14 protein-coding genes are annotated in these 20,324 nt (G+C 61.1%); 1 reads left to right on the top strand and 13 read right to left on the bottom strand.

The annotated features are described in order from the left end of the window. Positions 1-31: 31 nt before the first annotated feature. From ACTQX9_RS01550 to ACTQX9_RS01500, 11 genes are all read right to left on the bottom strand, one after another. A complete protein-coding gene (locus ACTQX9_RS01550; protein ID WP_441540301.1) occupies positions 32-1,186 on the bottom strand; it encodes a cation diffusion facilitator family transporter in 1,155 nt (384 codons plus the stop codon). Positions 1,187-1,326: 140 nt separating this feature from the next. Then, positions 1,327-1,635 carry a 30S ribosomal protein S10 gene (gene rpsJ, locus ACTQX9_RS01545; protein ID WP_427717612.1) on the bottom strand — a complete coding sequence of 103 codons (309 nt, stop codon included), beginning with the start codon at positions 1,633-1,635 and terminating at the stop codon, positions 1,327-1,329. 60 nt (positions 1,636-1,695) lie between these two features. Further along, positions 1,696-3,795 carry an elongation factor G gene (gene fusA / locus ACTQX9_RS01540; protein WP_154514697.1) on the bottom strand — a complete coding sequence of 700 codons (2,100 nt, stop codon included), beginning with the start codon at positions 3,793-3,795 and terminating at the stop codon, positions 1,696-1,698. A gap of 19 nt (positions 3,796-3,814) precedes the next feature. Next, on the bottom strand, positions 3,815-4,288 hold the full coding sequence (rpsG, locus tag ACTQX9_RS01535; protein WP_006235013.1) for a 30S ribosomal protein S7: 474 nt from the start codon (positions 4,286-4,288) through the stop codon (positions 3,815-3,817). Between the two features lie 73 nt (positions 4,289-4,361). Next, positions 4,362-4,739, bottom strand: coding sequence for a 30S ribosomal protein S12 (gene rpsL, locus ACTQX9_RS01530; RefSeq protein ID WP_154514699.1), 378 nt, complete (start codon positions 4,737-4,739; stop codon positions 4,362-4,364). A 438-nt stretch (positions 4,740-5,177) separates the two neighbouring features. Then, a complete protein-coding gene (locus tag ACTQX9_RS01525) occupies positions 5,178-9,653 on the bottom strand; it encodes a DNA-directed RNA polymerase subunit beta' (RefSeq protein WP_441540300.1) in 4,476 nt (1,491 codons plus the stop codon). Positions 9,654-9,659: 6 nt separating this feature from the next. Continuing rightward, positions 9,660-13,088: a DNA-directed RNA polymerase subunit beta gene (gene rpoB / locus ACTQX9_RS01520; protein WP_229770619.1), complete on the bottom strand. Its 3,429-nt coding sequence runs from the start codon at positions 13,086-13,088 to the stop codon at positions 9,660-9,662. 559 nt (positions 13,089-13,647) lie between these two features. Further along, positions 13,648-14,556: a UTP--glucose-1-phosphate uridylyltransferase gene (locus tag ACTQX9_RS01515; RefSeq protein WP_368136490.1), complete on the bottom strand. Its 909-nt coding sequence runs from the start codon at positions 14,554-14,556 to the stop codon at positions 13,648-13,650. Positions 14,557-14,867: 311 nt separating this feature from the next. Beyond that, positions 14,868-15,245 (bottom strand): 50S ribosomal protein L7/L12, encoded by a 378-nt coding sequence (gene rplL / locus ACTQX9_RS01510; protein ID WP_154514707.1) that lies wholly within the window; start codon positions 15,243-15,245, stop codon positions 14,868-14,870. 102 nt (positions 15,246-15,347) lie between these two features. Then, the gene (gene rplJ / locus ACTQX9_RS01505) at positions 15,348-15,869 is read right to left on the bottom strand and encodes a 50S ribosomal protein L10 (protein ID WP_117646079.1); all 522 of its coding nucleotides are present in this window, start codon (positions 15,867-15,869) and stop codon (positions 15,348-15,350) included. Between the two features lie 507 nt (positions 15,870-16,376). Continuing rightward, positions 16,377-17,513, bottom strand: coding sequence for a pyridoxal phosphate-dependent aminotransferase (locus tag ACTQX9_RS01500; protein WP_441540299.1), 1,137 nt, complete (start codon positions 17,511-17,513; stop codon positions 16,377-16,379). 93 nt (positions 17,514-17,606) lie between these two features. On the opposite strand from ACTQX9_RS01500, the gene ACTQX9_RS01495 reads away from it, so the two are divergent. Further along, a complete protein-coding gene (locus ACTQX9_RS01495; protein WP_441540298.1) occupies positions 17,607-18,266 on the top strand; it encodes a hypothetical protein in 660 nt (219 codons plus the stop codon). A gap of 1 nt (position 18,267) precedes the next feature. Here ACTQX9_RS01495 and ACTQX9_RS01490 read toward each other — a convergent pair whose 3' ends face one another. Both ACTQX9_RS01490 and ACTQX9_RS01485 read right to left on the bottom strand, forming a co-directional pair. Next, on the bottom strand, positions 18,268-18,831 hold the full coding sequence (locus tag ACTQX9_RS01490) for a uracil-DNA glycosylase family protein (RefSeq protein WP_441540297.1): 564 nt from the start codon (positions 18,829-18,831) through the stop codon (positions 18,268-18,270). A gap of 3 nt (positions 18,832-18,834) precedes the next feature. Next, on the bottom strand, positions 18,835-20,211 hold the full coding sequence (locus ACTQX9_RS01485) for an alpha-amylase family glycosyl hydrolase (protein ID WP_441540296.1): 1,377 nt from the start codon (positions 20,209-20,211) through the stop codon (positions 18,835-18,837). Between the last annotated feature and the right edge of the window lie 113 nt (positions 20,212-20,324).

The following is a 20,324-nucleotide window of genomic DNA, read 5'->3' as shown; positions in this document are numbered from 1 at the left end:
CTTCTGTATAACGTGCTTTGCCGGCGCAGACCTACTCGTGGGTATGCCCTACGTAGTCATCGTCGATCGTAATCTTGGCAATCGACTTGGGATATTCCGATTCGACCCTCTGGGCCAACGCGTGCTTGAGCTCATCGGCCCCCATGCCCAAATCCGAGGGACGCACACAGTCAAAGATCACGTTGGTGTGCGTAGGACCCGGCACACAGCGCAGGTCATGAATCGAAAGGCGGCTATCGATCTGTTGGGCCATGGCGTGAATGCGCAAGCGCATGCTCGCCACCTTGGGGTCATCGGTCACGATGGGATCGTAGTGAAGCGTGACAATCATGTCGTCTTCGTCCCTAAATGCCTGTTCAATATTGTCGAGCGTGTCATGACTTTCCAGCGGGCTGGCCTCGGCCGCCATCTCGGCGTGAGCGCTTGCGAACTTCCTGCCCGGACCGTAGTCGTGAACCATTAGGTCATGAACGCCCAAAACGCCAGGGTAGCTCATGATCTTGCCGCGAATATGTTCGACCAGCTTGGGATCGGGCGCCTGACCCAAAAGCGGGCTCACCGTATCCTGGATGAGCTCAAAACCGCTCCAGCCAATATAGGCGCCAACGGCAAGGCCGACCCAAGCATCAAGATTGATATGCGTCACCTGCGAAACAATTGCGCACGCTAACACGGCGCCTGTGGCAAGGACATCGTTCTTGGAATCCTGCGCGGTCGCATGCAGCGTCTCAGACTCAATACGGTCACCGAGCTTTTGGTTGAGGGCCGCCATCCACAGTTTAACAACCATCGAAAGCGCCAAGACTGCCACCAGGGCAAGCGAGAACTCGACGGGTTCGGGGTGGACGATACGCTCAAACGAGGACTTCACCAGTTCGAGGCCGATGAGCAGCACAAGCGCCGCCACGACCAGACCCGAGAGATACTCGTAGCGGCCATGGCCGTAAGGGTGCTCGGGGTCCGCCGGCTTGCCCGCCAGCTTAAAGCCAAGCACGCTCACGATGTTTGAGCTGGCATCGGACAGGTTGTTCATGGCGTCCGCCACAATCGAAACCGATCCCGACAGCACGCCAATTGCACCCTTCGCAGCGCATAGTGCCACATTAGCGAGAATACACACCACGCCCGCCAACGTGCCCACGCGCGCACGGTCGCCCTGCGCACGACGAACGATCCACTCGACCATCTATATCTGCCCCCAACAGTTTTACTCATACACCCGTTTGTCGAATAGCTCAGTAGTGTAGACCCTTTACCCCATCGATACAAAAAAGGCCGCAACCCTTAGGGCTGCGGCCTAACAAATCGCACTATCGAGCAAAAAGCTTAGAGCTTGATGTCGATGTCGACGCCAGCGGGGAGGTCGAGACGCATGAGCGAATCAACGGTGCCCGAGGTGGGGTCGAGGATGTCGATGAGGCGCTTGTGGGTGCGCATCTCGAACTGCTCGCGGGAGTCCTTGTCCTTGTGCGGCGAGCGGATGACCGTGTACAGGTTGCGCTCGGTGGGCAGGGGAACAGGACCGGAAACGCGAGCGCCGGTCTTCTGAGCGGTCTCGACAATGAGCTTCGCGGACTGATCGACGACCTCGTGATCATAGCCCTTGAGGCGAATGCGGATCTTCTGGGTAGCCAACTTAAACCTCCAAAGAGTGCGAGAGATGTTCTCGCGGATTACGTAACAGGGAGCTCGAACTTAGGCGTTCTTGCTCATGACCTCGTCCACGATGGACTTGGGCGCAGGCTCATAAGAGTCGAACTGCATCGTGTAGGATGCACGGCCCTGGGTCTGGGAGCGAAGGTCGGTAGCGTAACCGAACATCTCGCCCAGCGGCACCTTGGCACGGATGAGCTTGGTGTTCTTGCGATCCTCCATGCCCTCGATCTTGCCGCGGCGACCGGAGAGGTTGCCCATAACGTCGCCCATGTACTGCTCGGGGGTCTCGACCTCGACAGCCATGATCGGCTCGAGCAGCTGCGGATCGGACTTCTTGAGGGCGTCCTTGATAGCCATGGAACCGGCGATCTTGAAGGCGGCCTCGGAGGAGTCGACCTCGTGGTAAGAACCGTCGAACAGGGTGACCTTAACGTCGAGGACCGGGAAGCCGGCGATAACACCGGTGTTCAGGGCCTCCTGGATGCCCTTGTCGATGGACGGGATGTACTCCTTGGGCACGACGCCGCCGACGATAGCGTTGACGAACTCGTAGCCGAAGCCCTCCTCCATCTTCTCGAGCTTGATGACGGCGTGGCCGTACTGACCGCGACCGCCGGACTGACGGACGAACTTGCCCTCAGCCCTCTCGACGTCGTGACCAGCGGTCTCGCGGTAGGCAACCTGGGGCTTACCGACGTTAGCGTCAACCTTGAACTCACGGAGCAGACGGTCAACGATGATCTCGAGGTGCAGCTCGCCCATGCCGGCGATGATGGTCTGGCCGGTCTCGTGGTTGGTGGACACCGTGAAGGTCGGGTCCTCCTCGGCGAGCTTGGTCAGAGCCAGGGACATCTTGTCCTGCTCGGCCTTGGTCTTGGGCTCGATGGCAACGTCGATAACGGGCTTGGCGAACTCGATCTTCTCGAGGACGATCTCCTTGCCCTCGGCGCACAGGGTGTCACCGGTGGTGGAGTTCTTGAAGCCAACGCAGGCGACGATGTCGCCGGCGCAAGCATCGTCACGGTCGATACGCTCGGCGGCGTTCATCTCGAGGATGCGGCCGAGGCGCTCGCGCTGACCGTTGGAGGCGTTGACCACGTAGGAGCCGGACTCGGCGCGACCGGAGTAAACGCGGACGTAGGTGAGCTTACCGACGAACGGGTCGGTCATGATCTTGAAGACCAGGCCGGAGAAGGGCTCGTCGAAGGAGGGATGACGCACAATCTCCTCGCCGGTTTCCGGATCGGTACCGGTGACGGCCTCAACGTCGAGCGGGCTGGGCAGGTAGTCGACGACAGCGTCGAGCAGCTCCTGAACGCCCTTGTTCTTGTAGGCGGAGCCCACAAAGACGAGGTTGAGCTCGTTGGCCAGAACGCCCTTGCGCAGAGCAGCCTTGAGCTCCTCGACGGTGAAGTCCTCCTCCATGAGGATCTTCTCCATGAGCTCGTCGTCAAAGCTGGCAGCGGCGTCAAGGAGCTCCTCGCGCTTGGTGGCAGCGATGTCGGCGAACTCAGCCGGGATCTCGTCCATCGGCTCGGGGTAGGTCATGCCCTTCTCGTCGGCCTTGAAGTCCCATGCAGTCATGGTGACCAGGTCGATGACGCCCCAGAAGTTGTCCTCGGCGCCCATCGGGACCTGAGCGGCCACGGCGTTGGCGTCGAGACGATCCTTCATGGTCTCGATAGCGTTGAAGAAGTCAGCGCCCACGCGGTCATACTTGTTGATGAAGGCGATGCGGGGAACGTTGAAGGTAGAAGCCTGACGCCAAACGGTCTCAGACTGGGGCTGGACGCCGGCAACGGCGTCGAAGACGGCGACAGCGCCATCGAGGACGCGCAGGCAGCGCTCGACCTCGGCGGTGAAGTCAACGTGGCCCGGGGTGTCGATGATCTGGATGCGGTAGTCCTTACCGTCCTTGTTCCAGAAGCACGTGGTAGCAGCGGAGGTAATGGTTACGCCGCGCTCCTGCTCCTGAACCATCCAGTCCATGGTGGCAGCGCCCTCATGGACCTCACCGATCTTGTGGGTCTTACCGGTGTAGTAAAGAATACGCTCGGTCGTGGTGGTCTTACCGGCATCGATGTGGGCCATGATGCCGATGTTACGGGTATCGGAAAGCTTGTGCTTAGCCTTAGCCATGTTAGTTCCTTACCTTAACTTACCAACGATAGTGAGAGAACGCGCGGTTGGCCTCGGCCATCTTGAAGACGTCCTCACGCTTCTTGACGGAAGCGCCCAGGCCGTTGGAAGCGTCCAGAATCTCGTTTGCGAGACGCTCAGCCATGGTCTTCTCCTTGCGAGCGCGGGAGAAGTTGACGATCCAGCGGATGCCCAGAGCGGTGGAACGACGGGAGTTGACCTCCATCGGGACCTGATAGGTAGCGCCACCGACACGCTTGGGCTTAACCTCGAGCGTGGGCTTGACGTTGTCCATAGCCTTCTTGAAGGTAGCGAGAGCGTCGCCACCCTCGGACTTCTCGGCAACGATCTCGAAAGCGGTGTAAACGATGCGCTCAGCGGTGGCCTTCTTGCCGTCAAGAAGGACCTTGTTGATGAGCTGAGTCACCAGGCGGTTGTTGTAAACGGCGTCAGGCTGAACCTCACGACGATTAGCTGCTGCACGACGCGGCATGTGAAATCTCCTTAAGTGTCTACCGTGCGGCGCTTAGGCGGCACACGGCGAAAGTATCAAAACGTTATCTGGCTTATTTGGCCTTGGGGCGCTTAGCACCGTACTTGGAACGGGCCTGCATACGGTTCTGGACCGGAGCAGCATCGTAGGCGCCACGGATGACGTGATAACGGACACCAGGGAGGTCACGAACACGACCGCCGCGGACGAGCACGATGGAGTGCTCCTGCAGGTTGTGGCCCTCACCCGGAATGTAAGCAGTAACTTCGATGCCGTTGACGAGGCGAACACGGGCAACCTTACGAAGAGCCGAGTTCGGCTTCTTGGGGCTCGTGGTGAAGACGCGGGTGCACACGCCGCGCTTCTGGGAGTTGTGCTGCAGAGCAGCGTTCTTGGACTTCTTGGGCGCGGAACGACGGCCCTGGCGAACCAGCTGGTTAATAGTAGGCAAAGCGTACTCCTTCTCGAATGATTCCAGCTTTCTGTAAAGTGCAACGGCTTGAATCGAGGGGTCAGCATCCCCCTACGAAACACGCAGTTCGATAGGATACGTGCCGTTAGCTGTGTCGTCAACAGACCACGCCGCCGGGCGTATCCTAAAATAGCCACATTTCCGCAAAGCCTACACAAAAGGAATCCCCTCCTGTGCGCGAGGGCGGATTCCCGGGACGGGCGGCCCGGGGGTTAAGTTTGCTGCTCTACAGTCCTGGCTCGCACGGAGGCCACATTAAGTGGCCTCCGGCTCGTGCGGAACTCGCGACAAACTTAACCCCCGGGCCGCCCGTCCCGGGAATCCGACGTACTCGTCGGGGCAACGTTCCTCAACAAAAAAGACCCGCTTCCCTGTTGGGAAACGGGTCTTTGGAAGGGCGGTTAACGTACTGGGAAATTACTCCCCGTCGTTGTCCTTGGCCTCTTCGGCGTCGTCGGTGTCCACGAGCTGGTTGAGCAGCTCGTCGAGGGAAGCCATGTCCTCGTTGATGGCACCGTTGGCGGAAGCCTTCTTGTCGTCGATCGGGACGCCCAGGAGCTCCTCGTCGGCATCGGCGTGATGCGTCGGAGCGGAGGTGCCCAGCAGGATGTCGTCCGGACCGTCGGGGCTAAAGACCATCTGCAGCAGCTGCGAGAGGTCTTCCTCGTCGGCAACGTCGTCGTTGTTCTCGAGGATGTAGAGCAGGTCGTGGGCCTCGAGGCCGTCACGGAGCTCCTCGATCGCCTTGGCACCGATGCCATCGATGCGCAGCAGATCCTCCTCGGACTTGCCAACCAGGTCGCCGACCGTCTCGATGCCGACCTCACTGAACTTGTTGGTCCAGCGCTGCGACACGCCCAGGTCGTCGAACAGGTACAGGCGAGCCTTCTCGGCGGAGATGGTGTGGCCGTTGCGGGTGAACGAACCGTCGGCACCGCCAAACTCGTCGTAGCCGGCCCAGTCGAGCTGCTGTGGGAGCCGCTCGTCCAGGTCCTTGAGCTCCACGGGAGCCCACTCGGGCAGCGACTTGGCGTTGGGCGAAGCCGGACCATCGATGTCCACGTAGCCGTCGGCCGTGCGATACGTCAGCTTGGCGTTAGCGTACGGCTTGAGGCCGGTACCAGCCGGGATCTTCTTACCGACGATGACGTTGGACTTAAGGTCGAGCAGGTGGTCGACCTTGCCCTCAATAGCAGCCTCGGTAAGGACGCCGGCGGTACGGATGAACGAAGCGCTCGACAGCCAGGAGTCGATGTTGGACGCAACCTTGAGCGTACCCAAGATGACGGGCTCAGCCACGGGAGCCTGACCGCCCAGACGGGCAACGCGCTCGACCTCGTCGGCGAACTCGTAGCGGTCGACGTACTGACCAAGCAGGTACTTGGAGTCGCCGGGGTTGGTAATCTGAACGCGACGCAGCATCTGACGTGCGAGCACCTCGATGTGCTTGTCGTTCAGGTCGACGCCCTGGCTGGTGTAGACGTCCTTGACGCTCTCGACGAAGGTGTGCATCGTCGACTCGATGTCGGTCAGCTTGCGCAGGTTGCGGAAGTTGACGAAGCCCTTGGTGATCTGGTCGCCGGCGCGAACCTCGCAGCCGTCCTCGATCTCGGGCATAAAGCGCACCGAAGCGGGGACGCGACGCTCGTCGAGGACACGGGTGTGATCCTCGGAGTCGGTGAGCGTCAGCACGTACTCGGACTTCTCGGGCTTAATCGAGAGGTGGCCGGAGTACGGAGCCAGCTCGGCCTCGCGACCCAGGATCTTCTCGTTGACGTTGCCGACGATATCGAACATACGGCTGACCGTAGGCAGACCCTGCGTAATATCGTCGACGCCAGCGACGCCGCCGGAGTGAATGGTACGCATCGTAAGCTGCGTACCGGGCTCGCCGATGGACTGGGCGGCAATAATGCCGACTGCGGTACCGATGGCGACCGGACGACGGGTGGAAAGATCCCAGCCGTAGCACTTCTGGCACACGCCGTACTTGGAGCGGCAGGTGAGCAGCGCGCGAAGCTTGACCTTCTTAAGGCCCGCATCGACCATCTTCTGGATGTCGGCGACCTTCTCGATATAGCCGTCCTGCTCAAAGAGCACGGTGCCATCGGGAGCCACGACGTCCTCAATAAAGCAACGGCCGACAAGATCGGTGTTGAGGTCGGTGGTGCCGGGAATGATGAGGTTGTAGGTGACGCCCTCGTGCGTACCGCAATCCTCCTCGCGGACGATGACGTCCTGGGCCACGTCGACCAGACGACGGGTCAGGTAGCCAGAGTCCGAGGTGTGGGATGCGGTATCGACCAGGCCCTTACGGGCGCCGTAGGTCGAAATGAAGTACTCGAGCGGCAGCAGGCCCTCGCGGAAGTTCGCCTTAATGGGAAGGTCGATCGTCTCGCCGGACATATCTGCCATCAGGCCACGCATGCCGCCGAGCTGACGCAGCTGGGTCTTAGAACCACGGGCGCCGGAGTCGGCCATCATGTACAGCGGGTTCTCCTCGTCGAACATGTCGAGCATGAGCGCTGCGACCTTATCGGTACAAGCGGTCCACTCGTTAACGACTTCGATGTGGCGCTCCGTCTCGTTGATGAAGCCCTCCTCGAAGTACTCGTTGATCTGGTCGACGTTGGCCTGGGCGCGGTCGAGCAGCTCCTGCTTCTCGGCAGGGATGAGAGCGTCCCACACCGAGATGGTGAGGCCGGCGCGGGTAGCGTAGTGGAAGCCGGAGTACTTGATAGAGTCGAGGATCGGGCCTACCTTGGCCTCGGGGTAACGATCGCAGCAGTCGGCAACCAGCTTGGCCACATCGCCCTTGACCATCTTGTAGTTCATGAACTCGTAGTCTTCGGGCAGGCACTGGCGGTTGAAGATGATGCGGCCGATAGAAGTCTCGAAGCGTGCGGTCTTGTTACCGGTGACATCGTAGTCGACGAACTCGTTCTTGCCGTTCTTGACGCGGAAGATACGGGTGCCGTCCTCGTTGATGACGTTGGCGTTCTCGGCGGACACGCGGACCTGAATCTTGGCCTGCATATCGACCTCGGAGCGGCAGTCATAGGCGTGCAACGCGTCGTCGAAGCTCGAGAACACGTGGTTCTCGCCCGGCAGACCGTCGCGGACCTGGGTCAGGTAGTACACACCAATGATCATGTCCTGCGAGGGGATGTTGACCGGCTTGCCGGATGCCGGCGAGCGCAGGTTGTTCGCAGAGAGCATGAGCACGCGGGCCTCGGCCTGAGCCTGGCTGGACAGCGGCACGTGGACAGACATCTGGTCGCCGTCGAAGTCGGCGTTGAAGGGCGCGCAGACCAGCGGGTGCAGGTGGATAGCCTTGCCCTCGACCAGCACCGGCTCAAAGGCCTGGATGGACAGACGGTGCAGGGTCGGTGCACGGTTGAGCAGCACGACACGGCCGTCGATGACCTCTTCGAGGATGTCCCACACAAAGGTGGCACCGCGGTCGATAGCGCGCTTGGCGCCCTTGATGTTCTCGACCTTGCCAAGCTCGACCAGGCGCTTCATGACGAAGGGCTTGAAGAGCTCCAGCGCCATGGTCTTGGGCAGACCGCACTGGTGCAGCAGCAGCTTGGGGTCGGTAACGATAACCGAACGGCCAGAGTAGTCGACACGCTTGCCCAGCAGGTTCTGGCGGAAACGACCCTGCTTGCCCTTGAGGGCCTCGGCGAGCGACTTGAGCGGGCGACCACCACGGCCAGAGACCGGGCGCCCACGGCGGCCGTTGTCGAACAGGGCGTCCACGGACTCCTGGAGCATGCGCTTCTCGTTGTTCACGATGATCGCAGGGGCGTCCAGGTCGAGCAGGCGCTTGAGTCGGTTGTTACGGTTGATCACGCGACGATACAGGTCGTTGAGGTCGGACGCGGCGAAGCGGCCGCCGTCGAGCTGGACCATCGGGCGCAGATCGGGCGGAATGACCGGGATGACATCCAGAATCATGTTCGCGGGGCTGTTGCCGCCCTTCAGGAAGGCGTCAACGACCTCGAGGCGCTTGACGGCCTTCTCGCGCTTCTGCTTCTGGGAGTCCTCGTCGGCGATGATGGCCTTGAGCTTCTCGGCCTCGGAGGGGAGGTCGATGGCAGCGAGCAGGTCGCGGACGGCCTCGGCACCCATGCCACCCTTGAAGTACATGGAGTAGTAACGGGTCATCTCGCGGAACAGCGGCTCATCGGAGATGAGGTCGCGCTCGGTGAGCTTCATGAAGGCGTTGAAGGCGTCCGTGCGGAGCTGCTTCTCGTCCTTGCACTCTTCCTCGATGTCGACGATGCCGGAGGCGATCTCCTCGGGGGTCAGCGGCTCCTCGTCGGAGAACTCGTCAAAGTTCTCGGGGTTGCCCTGCTCCTTGAGGGACTCGATCTGGCGGGCGCACTCGGCATCGATCTCTTCCAGATCGGCGGCGAGCTCCTCACGCAGATCGTCAGCGTCGGCCTCGCGAGCCTCGTAGTCGACCTCGGTGATGATGTAGCTGGCAAAGTACAGAACCTTCTCGAGGTCCTTGGACTTGATGTCGAGCATACGGCTCATCGGGAAGCTCGTGGGGCTCTTGAAGTACCAGATGTGGGACACGGGAGCGGCGAGCTCGATATGGCCCATGCGGTCGCGACGCACCTTGGCCGAGGTGACCTCGACGCCGCAGCGCTCGCAGACGATGCCCTTAAAGCGGATGCCCTTGTACTTGCCGCAGGAGCACTCCCAGTCCTTGGCGGGACCGAAGATCTTCTCGCAGAACAGGCCGTCCTTCTCGGGCTTGAGGGTACGGTAATTGATGGTCTCCGGCTTCTTGACCTCACCGTGCGACCAGGAACGGATCTGGTCGGCGGAGGCAAGGGAGATCTTTACCGAGTCAAATTCAGTAGCTTCGAAATCTGCCACAGTCAACTACTCCTTATCAGTGGTCGTGGCGGCGACAGCCTCGGGTGCCTCGGCGGTCTCGGCATCCTGGGCCTCGACGTCGGCGTCAACGCCGGCGAGCGCAGCCAGGTCATCGAGGGCAGAGGTCTCCTCGGCGGTCACGGGGGCGGAGGCGTCCTCGTCGGCATCGCGCATGGGCTCGATGTCCAGTGCGAGGGAACGGATCTCCTTGACGAGAACCTTGAAGGACTCGGGGATACCCGGAACCGGGACGTTCTCGCCCTTGACGATGGACTCGTAGGTCTTGACGCGGCCCACGGTATCGTCGGACTTGACGGTCAGGATCTCCTGCAGGACGTTGGAAGCACCGTATGCGTACAGTGCCCAAACTTCCATCTCGCCGAAGCGCTGGCCGCCGAACTGGGCCTTGCCGCCCAGCGGCTGCTGGGTAACCAAGCTGTAAGGGCCAGTCGAACGGGCGTGGATCTTGTCGTCGACCATGTGACCGAGCTTGAGGATGTAGGACGTACCCACGGTAATGGGCTCGCGGAACTCCTCGCCGGTACGGCCGTCAAACAGGCGGGTCTTTCCGCGCTCGTCAAGCTGGGTGACAAACTCGGGGCGCATGTGATCGCCAAAGGCAGCGGTGGCCTTGTTGAGCATATTCTTGTTGGCACGACGGATGACCTCGGCGATCTCGTCCTCCTTGGCGCCGTCGAAGACGGGCGTCGCGGTAAAGAACGGACCGGGGACGTACTTGTCGGAATCGGCATCCTCGGTATCCCAACCGCAGGCAGCAGCCCAGCCAAGGTGGCACTCGAGCAGCTGGCCGACGTTCATACGCGAAGGAACGCCCAGCGGGTTGAGGATAACGTCGATCGGGGTACCGTCAGCCATGTAGGGCATGTCCTCGACCGGCAGAACGTTACAGATAACACCCTTGTTACCGTGGCGGCCGGCAATCTTATCGCCCTGCTGGATCTTACGGCGCTGGGCGACGTAGACGCGCACCTGCTCGTTGACGCCGGGGGCCAGGTCGTCGCCGTTCTCGCGGCTAAAGCGGACGACGTCGATGACGCGGCCGTAAGCGCCGTGAGGCATCTTAAGGGAAGTGTCGCGAACGTCGTGAGCCTTGGCACCGAAGATGGCGCGCAGCAGGCGCTCCTCGGCAGTCAGAGCGCTCTCGCCCTTAGGGGTAACCTTGCCGACCAGGATGTCGCCAGGGCCGACCTCAGCGCCGATGCGGATGATGCCGTCCTCGTCGAGGTTGGCAAGCATGTCCTCGGAGAGGTTCGGGATCTCGCGAGTGATCTCCTCGGGGCCGAGCTTGGTATCGCGGGCGTCGATCTCGTGACGGGTGATGTTGATGGTCGTCAGCAGGTCCTCGGCCACCAGGCGCTCGGACACGACGATACCGTCCTCGTAGTTGAAGCCTTCCCACGGCATGTAGGCCACGGTGAGGTTCTGGCCCAGTGCGAGCTCGCCGTGATCGGTCGAAGGACCGTCGGCCAGAGGCTCACCCTGCTCAACGGTGTCGCCGACGCGCACGAGCGGGCGGTGGTTGATGCAGGTGGACTGGTTGGAGCGCTGGTACTTGGCCAGGTGATACTCGTCCATGCCGCCGGCATGCTTGACGATAATCTTGGAGGCATCGGCAAAGATGACCTCGCCGGCGTTCTTGGCCAGGGTGACCTCGCCAGAGTCCAGGGCGGCGCGACGCTCCATGCCGGTACCGACATAGGGAGCGGCGGGGTGAACCAGCGGCACAGCCTGACGCTGCATGTTGGCGCCCATGAGCGTACGCTTAGCGTCGTCGTGCTCGAGGAACGGGATCAGCGTGGCTGCGACGGAGAGCATCTGGCGCGGCGAGACGTCCATGTAGTCGACGTCCTCGACGGGCACGTCGGCGGGAGCGCCGAAGGAGCCGTCGAAGTCGCGGGTACGGGCGATCACGGAATGCGGACGGACGATCTTGCCCTCGGCATCGGTCGTGATGAACTCGTTGGTCTTGGGATCGAGCGGCGTGTTGGCCGGCGCGATAACGTGCTTCTCCTCCTCGTCAGCGGTCATCCAGTCGATCTGGTCGGTGGCAACGCCGTTCTCGACGCGGCGGAACGGGGCCTCGATGAAGCCATACTCGTTGACGCGGGCGTAGAGGGCAAGCGAGCCGATCAGGCCGATGTTGGGGCCTTCGGGGGTCTCGATCGGGCACATGCGGCTGTAGTGCGAATTGTGAACGTCGCGGACGGCCGTCGGCACGTTGGTGCGGCGGCTGGAGCCCGACTTGTGGCCGGCAAGACCGCCAGGGCCGAGTGCGGACAGACGGCGCTTGTGGGTCAGACCGGTCAGGGGGTTCGCCTGGTCCATGAACTGCGAGAGCTGCGAGGAACCGAAGAACTCCTTGATGGAGGCCACGATCGGGCGGATGTTGATGAGCGACTGCGGGGTAATCTCGTCGATGTCCTGGGAGCTCATGCGCTCACGGACGACGCGCTCCATACGGCTCATGCCGATACGGAACTGGTTGGCGACGAGCTCGCCGACGGTGCGGATACGGCGGTTGCCAAAGTGGTCGATGTCGTCAACCTTGAAGCCCTGCTCGCCGGCAGCGAGGGACAGAAGGTAGCGCAGCGTAGCGACGATATCCTCGTCGGTGAGCACCGTGACCTCTTCCTCGGTAGTGAGGTTGAGCTTCTTGTTGACCTTGTAGCGACCGACGCGGGCCAGGTCGTAGCGCTGCGGGTTGAAGAGCAGGCCCTCGAGCAGGCTGCGGGAAGCATCCACGGTGGGGGGCTCGCCCGGGCGCAGACGACGGTAGATCTCGATAAGAGCATCCTCGCGGGTGAGGGCGGTATCGCGCTCGAGGGTGCGCTTGATCACATCGGAGTTGCCGAGCAGCTCGATGATGTCGTCGTTGGTGACGGCGATGCCAAGGGCGCGCAGGAACATCGTGGCGCTCTGCTTGCGCTTACGGTCGATGGAGACCATGAGCTGGTCGCGTTTGTCGACCTCAAACTCAAGCCAGGCACCGCGGGACGGGATGATCTGAGCCTTGTAGATCTGCTTGCCCGAATCCATCTCGGAGCTGAAGTACACGCCCGGGGAACGGACGAGCTGCGAGACGACGATACGCTCGGTACCGTTGATGATGAAGGTGCCCTGATCGGTCATCATGGGGAAGTCGCCCATAAAGACGAGCTGCTCCTTGATCTCGCCAGTCTCCTTGTTGGTGAGACGGACGTCGGTCAGAAGCGGAGCCTGATAGGTCATATCCTTCTCGCGGCACTCCTCGACGGTGTGCGCGGGGTCGCCAAACTGATGCTCGCCGAAGGTAACCTCGAGAACATGGTTCTGGCTCTGGATGGGGCTGGATTCCTTAAACGCCTCACGAAGGCCCTCGTCCTTAAAACGCTCAAAGGATTCCCTTTGAACAGAGATAAGGTTGGGGAGCTCCATGGCCTCCGGGATTTTCCCGAAGCTGACGCGCTTGCGCTCAGTGGCAGTGTATGCGTAGGTCACCAGGTTTTTCCTCCTTCACGGAAATGCTCGGTGGGTTGGCGAGGCATAGCTTCGCCAGTTATCGCAACCTAATAGTTTATCAGGTACCGACCGTTGGGCAAGAAAAGCCTTGACGCGATTGAGTTTTTGGAGTAGCAAAGTTTTTCGACAGAAAATGCGCAGGTAGATATGTGTATATCGAACATATGTTCATATATTTTCTGTGAACAGAGTTTCTGATGCGCGTCGCTGAATGGCGGAATGGCAGCGAAGGCTGATCGGGCGGAAACTGCGTCCCGTTTTGAGGCCTCAAACTAGGTCGTAGTTTCCGATTGAGCCCTGTTTGGGAAACTGTATCCCGTCCTGAGCCGATATTCTGGGATGCGCTTTCCGCTAGGGTCCTCAGCCGGAAAGCGCATCCCAGAATTCGACCAAATTGTGGGTCGCACTTTCCGGAGCTAAGCGGCAGTTCGCAAAAAAACGGGTGCAGACCGAAGTCCGCACCCGTAAGCGCTGTCTACTTGCGCATCAAGCCGCCGCGCTCGTCGATGGCATCCCAGAAGGCATCGGCAAAGCGAGGATCGCTTGCGGCCATAAGGGCGTTGGTGGCCATCCAGCCAGAAGGCGTGCCGGTGTCGTAGCCCGACAGAGGATCGATGACGACGGCGTACATGGCCTCGCGGTCGAGCGAACGGGCCATAGCGTCGGTCAGCTGGATCTCGCCGCCCTTGCCGGCCTGCTGGTCGGCAAGCAGCTCCATGACCAGCGGGCTCAGCAGATAGCGTCCGACGATGTAAAGGTTAGAAGGCGCAGCCTCGGGAGCAGGCTTCTCCACCAAGCCGCCGATACGCCACACGGCGCCAGGCTCGGCATCGCCAACGCCCTCAGCGCCCTCGAGGGAGCCCACGCGCTCGCCGGCGATAACGCCATAGCGGCTGACCTCCTCGGGAGCACACGCGGCAACAGCGATAACCGAAGCGCCGCCATGCTCCTTGGAGACGGCAAGCATCTTGTCGCAAATGTCATGGTTGGGCACAACATAGTCGCCCAGAAGAACCAGGAAGTTCTCCCCCGCCACAGCATCGGCCGCCGAGCGAATGGCATGGCCGAGGCCCTTGGGCTCGTACTGATAACGGAAATCGACCGGCATACCGCCAGCGTGGGCGACGGCATCGGCATAGGCGTTCTTGCCGCGCTCGCGCAGCAGGTTCTCGAGCGAACGATCGGGCTGGAAGTAGCTCAGCAGCTCGGGCTTACCGGGAGAGGTAACGATGATGGCGTCGTCGACCTCCTCGGGGTCGAGTGCCTCCTCAACGACGTACTGGATAACCGGCTTGTCGAGCACCGGCAGCATCTCTTTGGGCGTGCACTTAGTGCCAGGCAGAAAACGCGTGCCTAGACCGGCGGCGGGGATGATTGCCTTCATATTATTCAAGGATCCTTTCGCAGGCGCAAAGCGCCCCAAGCGTGCGGCACGGCGGCCGCAGACCAAATTGCGATACCGAAGTATCTTACCGCCGGAGACATACGTCGCCGTAAGGCAAACGCAATTCTTCAGCAGGTCAACGCAAATTATTGCTCGAATGGTGCAATTTTATGCCCCAGCGGTAACGGGATTGGCACGGCGAAGACAGCGGTGTTCTGCGTGCCGAGCAATGGGAATGAGGGGCCAAAACAAAAAAGACGGGGCTCGCAATGCGAACCCCGTCTGCAAAGAAATCTGGCGAGAAAGCCTGATTACTTGAGGGTGACAGCAGCGCCAGCAGCCTCGAGCTTCTCCTTGGCAGCCTCGGCGTCCTCCTTCTTGGCACCCTCGAGAACAGCCTTGGGAGCGCTCTCGACGACCTCCTTGGCCTCCTTCAGGCCAAGGTTGGTGAGCTCACGGACGGCCTTGATGACCTGGATCTTGTTGTCGCCGAAGCCCTCGAGCACGACGTCAAACTCGGTCTTCTCCTCGGCCTCAGCAGCGCCAGCAGCGGGAGCGGCGACAACAGCGGCAGGAGCAGCGGCGGAAACGCCGAAGGTGTCCTCGATAGCCTTAACGAGCTCGGAAGCCTCGAGAAGGGTCATTTCCTTAAGAGCATCGATGATCTCATCGGTGGTAAGCTTAGCCATTTCTAAGTCCTTTCGGTTTCCGTGTCTGTGCACGGAGATCAGTTAAAACACGGCGCGAATGCGCCAGGGGTGCGGCGTTGCCGCCGCGGGTGAAAACAGCGACTAGGCTGCCTTCTGCTCGGAGACCTGCTGGATCGAACGAGCGAGACCAGAGGAAACGCCGTTGACGCAGACAGCGATGTCGCGAGCGAAACCGGAGATGAGACCGGCGATCTGGCCGAGAAGCTGGTCCTTGGTGGGCAGCTCGGCGATAGCCTTAACATCATCAGCGGAAACGGCCTTGCCGTCGGAGATACCGCCCTTGATCTCAAGGACGCCCTTGGACTTAGCGGAGAAGTCCTTAAGGGTCTTAGCGGCCTCGACCGGCTCGGTCTCGTAGAACACATAAGCGACGGGGCCGGCGAGGATCTCGTCGAGCTCGGGCTGCTCCTGGTTCTTGAGAGCGATCTTGACCAGGTTGTTCTTGTAGACCTTCATCTCGGCGCCGCACTCGCGAAGCTGATGACGCAGCTCCTGAGCCTGCTTAACCGTCAGACCGTTGTAGTTGACGACGAACAGACCGGCATTCTCGGCGATACGGGACTCGATCTCTGCAACCTTGTCGATTTTGTACTGCTGGGGCATGAATTACACCTCCTCGAATTCTTTCCGGGCACGGTCCGCCACAAGGACGTGACGGGGGCATGTCCAAAAAGAAAGCCCCCGCGCTGCATGAGCGACGGGGGCGAGAAGACATATCTACTCGACCACCTCGGCTGGCGGGATATCCCATTGAGCTCGCGGGCAATGCCCGTTTGCACCGGCTGTCTCTGGCAGCGGATTCGTGCGTGAACCGAAAGTATTATGGCGGGGACCCCGGCGTCGGTCAACGGCAACCCTGGCTGCACACAATTCCACCATCTCGGTCGCGCCGCCAAAGGCCAGGCGCAAGCTTTTCGCTCGGTCAGGTCCTGGGCTCGCACGAAGAGCACATTTAGTGCTCTTCGGCTCGTGCGGAATCTACGAAAAGCTTGCGCCTGGCCTTTGGCGGCGCGACCTGTGTTGACTTTGGGGCAGCCAGGGTTGCCGTTGGCCGACGCGCCCCACTCACAATCCTTATGTCGGTGGGCTGATGTGTTGCATCCCTGAGGACTACAAAGTCGAAATGAAGGTGGACAGGCGGCGGAGGCCTTCGTCCAGATCTTGGTCGGAGACGCAGTAGCTTAAGCGGATGTGGCCTTCGGTGCCGAAGCAGTCTCCGGGGACTAGGGCTACGTTGGCTTCTTTGATAGCTTTGATGCAGAAGTCTTCGCTTGTTAGGCCGAACTGTTTGATGCTGGGGAAAGCGTAGAAGGCGCCGGCTGGTTCCACTACGTCGAGGCCCATGGTGTCTAAGGCTGCGAGCACGCGTTCGCGGCGGGCTCGGTAGACTTTGAGCATGGGGGTTGGGTCGACGGTCAGGGCTCGGGCCGCGGCGTCCATCTCAAAGGAGACGGCGCTCGATACTAGGTATTGGTGAGCTTTTGCGATCTCGGCGATGACGGGGGCTGCAGCTGCGAGCCAGCCCAAGCGCCAGCCGGTCATAGACCATGGCTTGGAGAAGCTCTCGATGACCACCGTCTGCTCACGCAGCTCCGGGTGGCGCTGGGCAAAGCGCTCATAGCCATCCACATAGACCAGGCGGTTATATACGTCGTCGCAGATTACGTAGATGCCCGCTTGCTCTGCCACGTGTGCCACGGCGTCGAGCGATGCCGCGTCGAGGATACAGCCCGTAGGATTGTTGGGCGTGCAGATGACGATAGCCTTAGTCGCCGGCGTCACGCAGGCGCGAAGCGCTTCCTCGTCAATCTGAAATTGCGCGGGCTCCGTATCCAAAAAGACCGCTTTGGCGTGGTTGGCCACGACGATGCTCTCGTACAGGCCAAAGGCCGGCGTGGGGATAATAACCTCGTCGCCGGGGTTGAGCATGGCCATAAATGTTGCCGACAGGGCCTCGGTCGCGCCGTCGGTTAGGATGATCTCGTCGGCCGAAAACGTAAGGCCCGCGTCTCCCATGTAGGTAGACAGCGCCTCGCGCAGGGCGGGACGGCCGTTGTTGGGCGGATAGTGCGTGTCACCGCGGTCCAACGAAGCAGTCACTTCGGCGCTAATCACATCGGGCGTGGGAAAATCGGGCTCGCCAAGCGCAAGCGCGATGCACCCCGGGTGCTGGGCGGCGAGCGCGTTGATCCGGCGAATGCCGGAGGGCTTGAGCGTGGCAAGCGAGGTGTTCATGGGTAGACGCATGGCGTTCCTTTCGTAAGGGTTGCACTAGGATAGCGCGCCCGCGCGCCACCAGACGGTGTAACCTAAACGGAAACCAACCGGAAAGGAGGCGGCATGGAGACAACTGCACGCGGCGATGTACCAAAAACGCTGCAAACCATTGCGTATATCAGTATTCCCGAGAGCGCCGATCTTGAGTTTTTACTCTGGGACCTGCAGGATGCCATCGCCGCCTATGCTCAGCTTTCCGGCACCGCGCTCCCCCGTTCGGTCGATTTGGAGGCGGATGATGCCGGTGTAGTCGATGGCATGGTGTTCGCTGTTGATGATGCATTTGATGATGAGGCGATGATCACTGTCGAGCAGATACTCGATCGCTTCGGGGATACAGAGACACGCGTCTATGTCGTCGTCCAGGCCTTGTCAAAAAACAACAAGCAGGCGGACGAAGTCCTCGACCACCTGTACCGGGCATGTATTCTACGTGACCTGCCATGGTGCGGTGGCGTTGTCATCTGCGCCAGCAGCGGTATTGTGGCGCTTCGCCACTCCCCGCGTATGGGCCTCTTACGCCGGCCATTTTCCGAAGCGATGGATAAGCTTGTAGGCGCCGTACGCATGGGCTGCTCCATAGAGCATGCGCAGCTGCTTGGCGGCGGCGATGCCGACAGTGTCGATGCCGACGGCATGGTGCGCGCCAAGCCCGCCGTGCCCGCACCAATCTGGCGCGCCATCATCAAACGCCTCGGTGCCCATGCTCAATCAAGGATCTAGATTACCGTGCGGTCCAGTCAGCTGCCTCGCGCCAGCGCTCGACAAGCCGCTCCAGGCACCAGGCCGCGTTAGCGGGACTAGTTGACGGCAATACGACAGCGGGCAGCCCGGTGCGTTCTTGTAGATAGCGCTTATAGAGGCGCCCCGCCGTACCTCCGTTGCATACCACCCGCTCGATGGGCGCAGCTCCAGTGATGCGTTCGATATATGCCGGCACAACGTTTTGGATGCTCGCGTCGCTCGACCCCTTAATGTCGCAGCTCTCGACCACATCCCAAAGGGCCACACCACCGTTCAACAGCATGGATCGCTTGGCGGCAATAGAGGCGTCGAGCGTCGCGGGCTCGCCGCCCACCAAAGGGTCGCCCTCGTTGGGTGGTGCAGGCACACCAAGGCACGCGGCCATCACGCGCCAAAAGCGATTCTGAGGGTTGCCGTAATAAAAGGCATTGGCGCGCGAAAGCACCGAGGGAAACGACCCGAGCACCAAAACGCGCGAGTGCTGGTCAAACACGGGCTCAAACCCATGCTCAATATGTTGATAGCCCTCGTCTGACGCCGCCATGACCTAGGCCCTCAACAGATAGCGCACCTCGTAGGGCGCAAGTTCAAGCGCACCCGTCAGCTCGACCGTGGGTGCATCGTCGGCAAGTAGGTCGACGAAGGAACCGTTGAGTTCGCCGGCTCCAAAGGTATAAGGCTCGTTCACGGCATTGACCGCCACGAGCACCGTCGCGTCGTCGCAGGCGCGCTCGAACAGCAGCTGCTTGTTCTGGATCACCACGTTGCGGTACGCGCCGTAGCTGAGAGCGCGGGCCGCCGCATCGTCGGCCGAGCGCAGGTGCGTAAGCTGTGTGATGAACGCCGTCAGCTCGTTGGGCGCAGGCTCATCGAGCGCAGGGCGCAGCGCCCAGTCGCCATCGGGGCCGCCCTTTTCGCCAGCAATTCCCCACTCGCTGCCATAGTAGATGCACGGGATGCCCGGCATGCCAAAGAGCATGCCATAGGCGGGACGCAGGCACGACTTGTCGGTGAGAATGCTCGCCAGGCGCGGCACGTCGTGGTTGTCGACAAACGACAGCAGGTGCTTGCCGCGGTAGATGCACCACGGGTCGCCGCCAAACTGACGGTGCAGCGAGTGGGCGATCTCAAACATGTTGATCGAGTTAAAGCTGGAGTACAGTCCCTTGTAACACTCGTAGTTGGTGCAGGAGTCGAGCATCTCGTCGTTGACGATCTGGTTGTAGTCGCCGTGGAGCGTCTCGCCGATCAGCACAAAATCGGGTTTGAGCTCACGGGCAAAGGCGTGCAGGCGGCGCATAAAGTCGCGGTCGAGCATATAGGCGACGTCCAGGCGCAGACCGTCGACGCCAAAGACATCGGCCCAACGGCGCACGGACTCGAGCAGGTAATCGACCACGGCGGGGTTTTGCAGGTTGAGCTTCACGAGCTCAAAATGGCCTTCCCAGCCCTCGTACCAAAAGCCGTCGCCGTAGCACGAGTCGCCGTCAAAGCTGATGTGGAACCAGTCCTTGTAGGGCGAGTCCCACTTGCGCTCCTGCACATCGCGGAAGGCCCAAAAGCCGCGACCGACGTGGTTGAAGACGGCGTCGAGCACCACGCGGATGCCGTGGGCATGCAGCGTCTCGCACACGGCGGCAAAGTCGGCATCCCCACCCAGGCGACGGTCGATGTGGCGCAGGCTGCGCGTGTCGTAGCCATGGCTATCGGACTCGAGCGGTGGGTTGATGAGCACAGCGCCAATACCGAGTTTTTGCAGGTAGTCGGCCCATTGGGCGATTTTCATGATGGGGGCATCGGGGTTGGGCGCGTCGTTGGCAGCCTGGGCAAGCTCATCCTCAGCAACGGGCGCGGCGTTTTCGCGCGGAGCTCCACAAAAGCCCAGCGGATAGATTTGATAGAACGTCGTCTCGTATGCCCACATAGCAACCTCCCGGTAAGCTCAACACAACGACATCCATTGTATGCCCAGCTTGTATCCCCTCCCCCAAAATAAGTTGCGGTGGAATAGCTCCTGCTTGGGCCTTCAGAGGCCTT

Origin of the sequence: Collinsella sp. LCP19S3_F2 (assembly GCF_052121015.1) — a bacterium.
Lineage (GTDB): Bacteria > Actinomycetota > Coriobacteriia > Coriobacteriales > Coriobacteriaceae > Collinsella.
The sequence above is the reverse complement of the archived record's forward strand: the minus strand, read 5'-3'. Positions and strand labels throughout refer to the sequence as shown.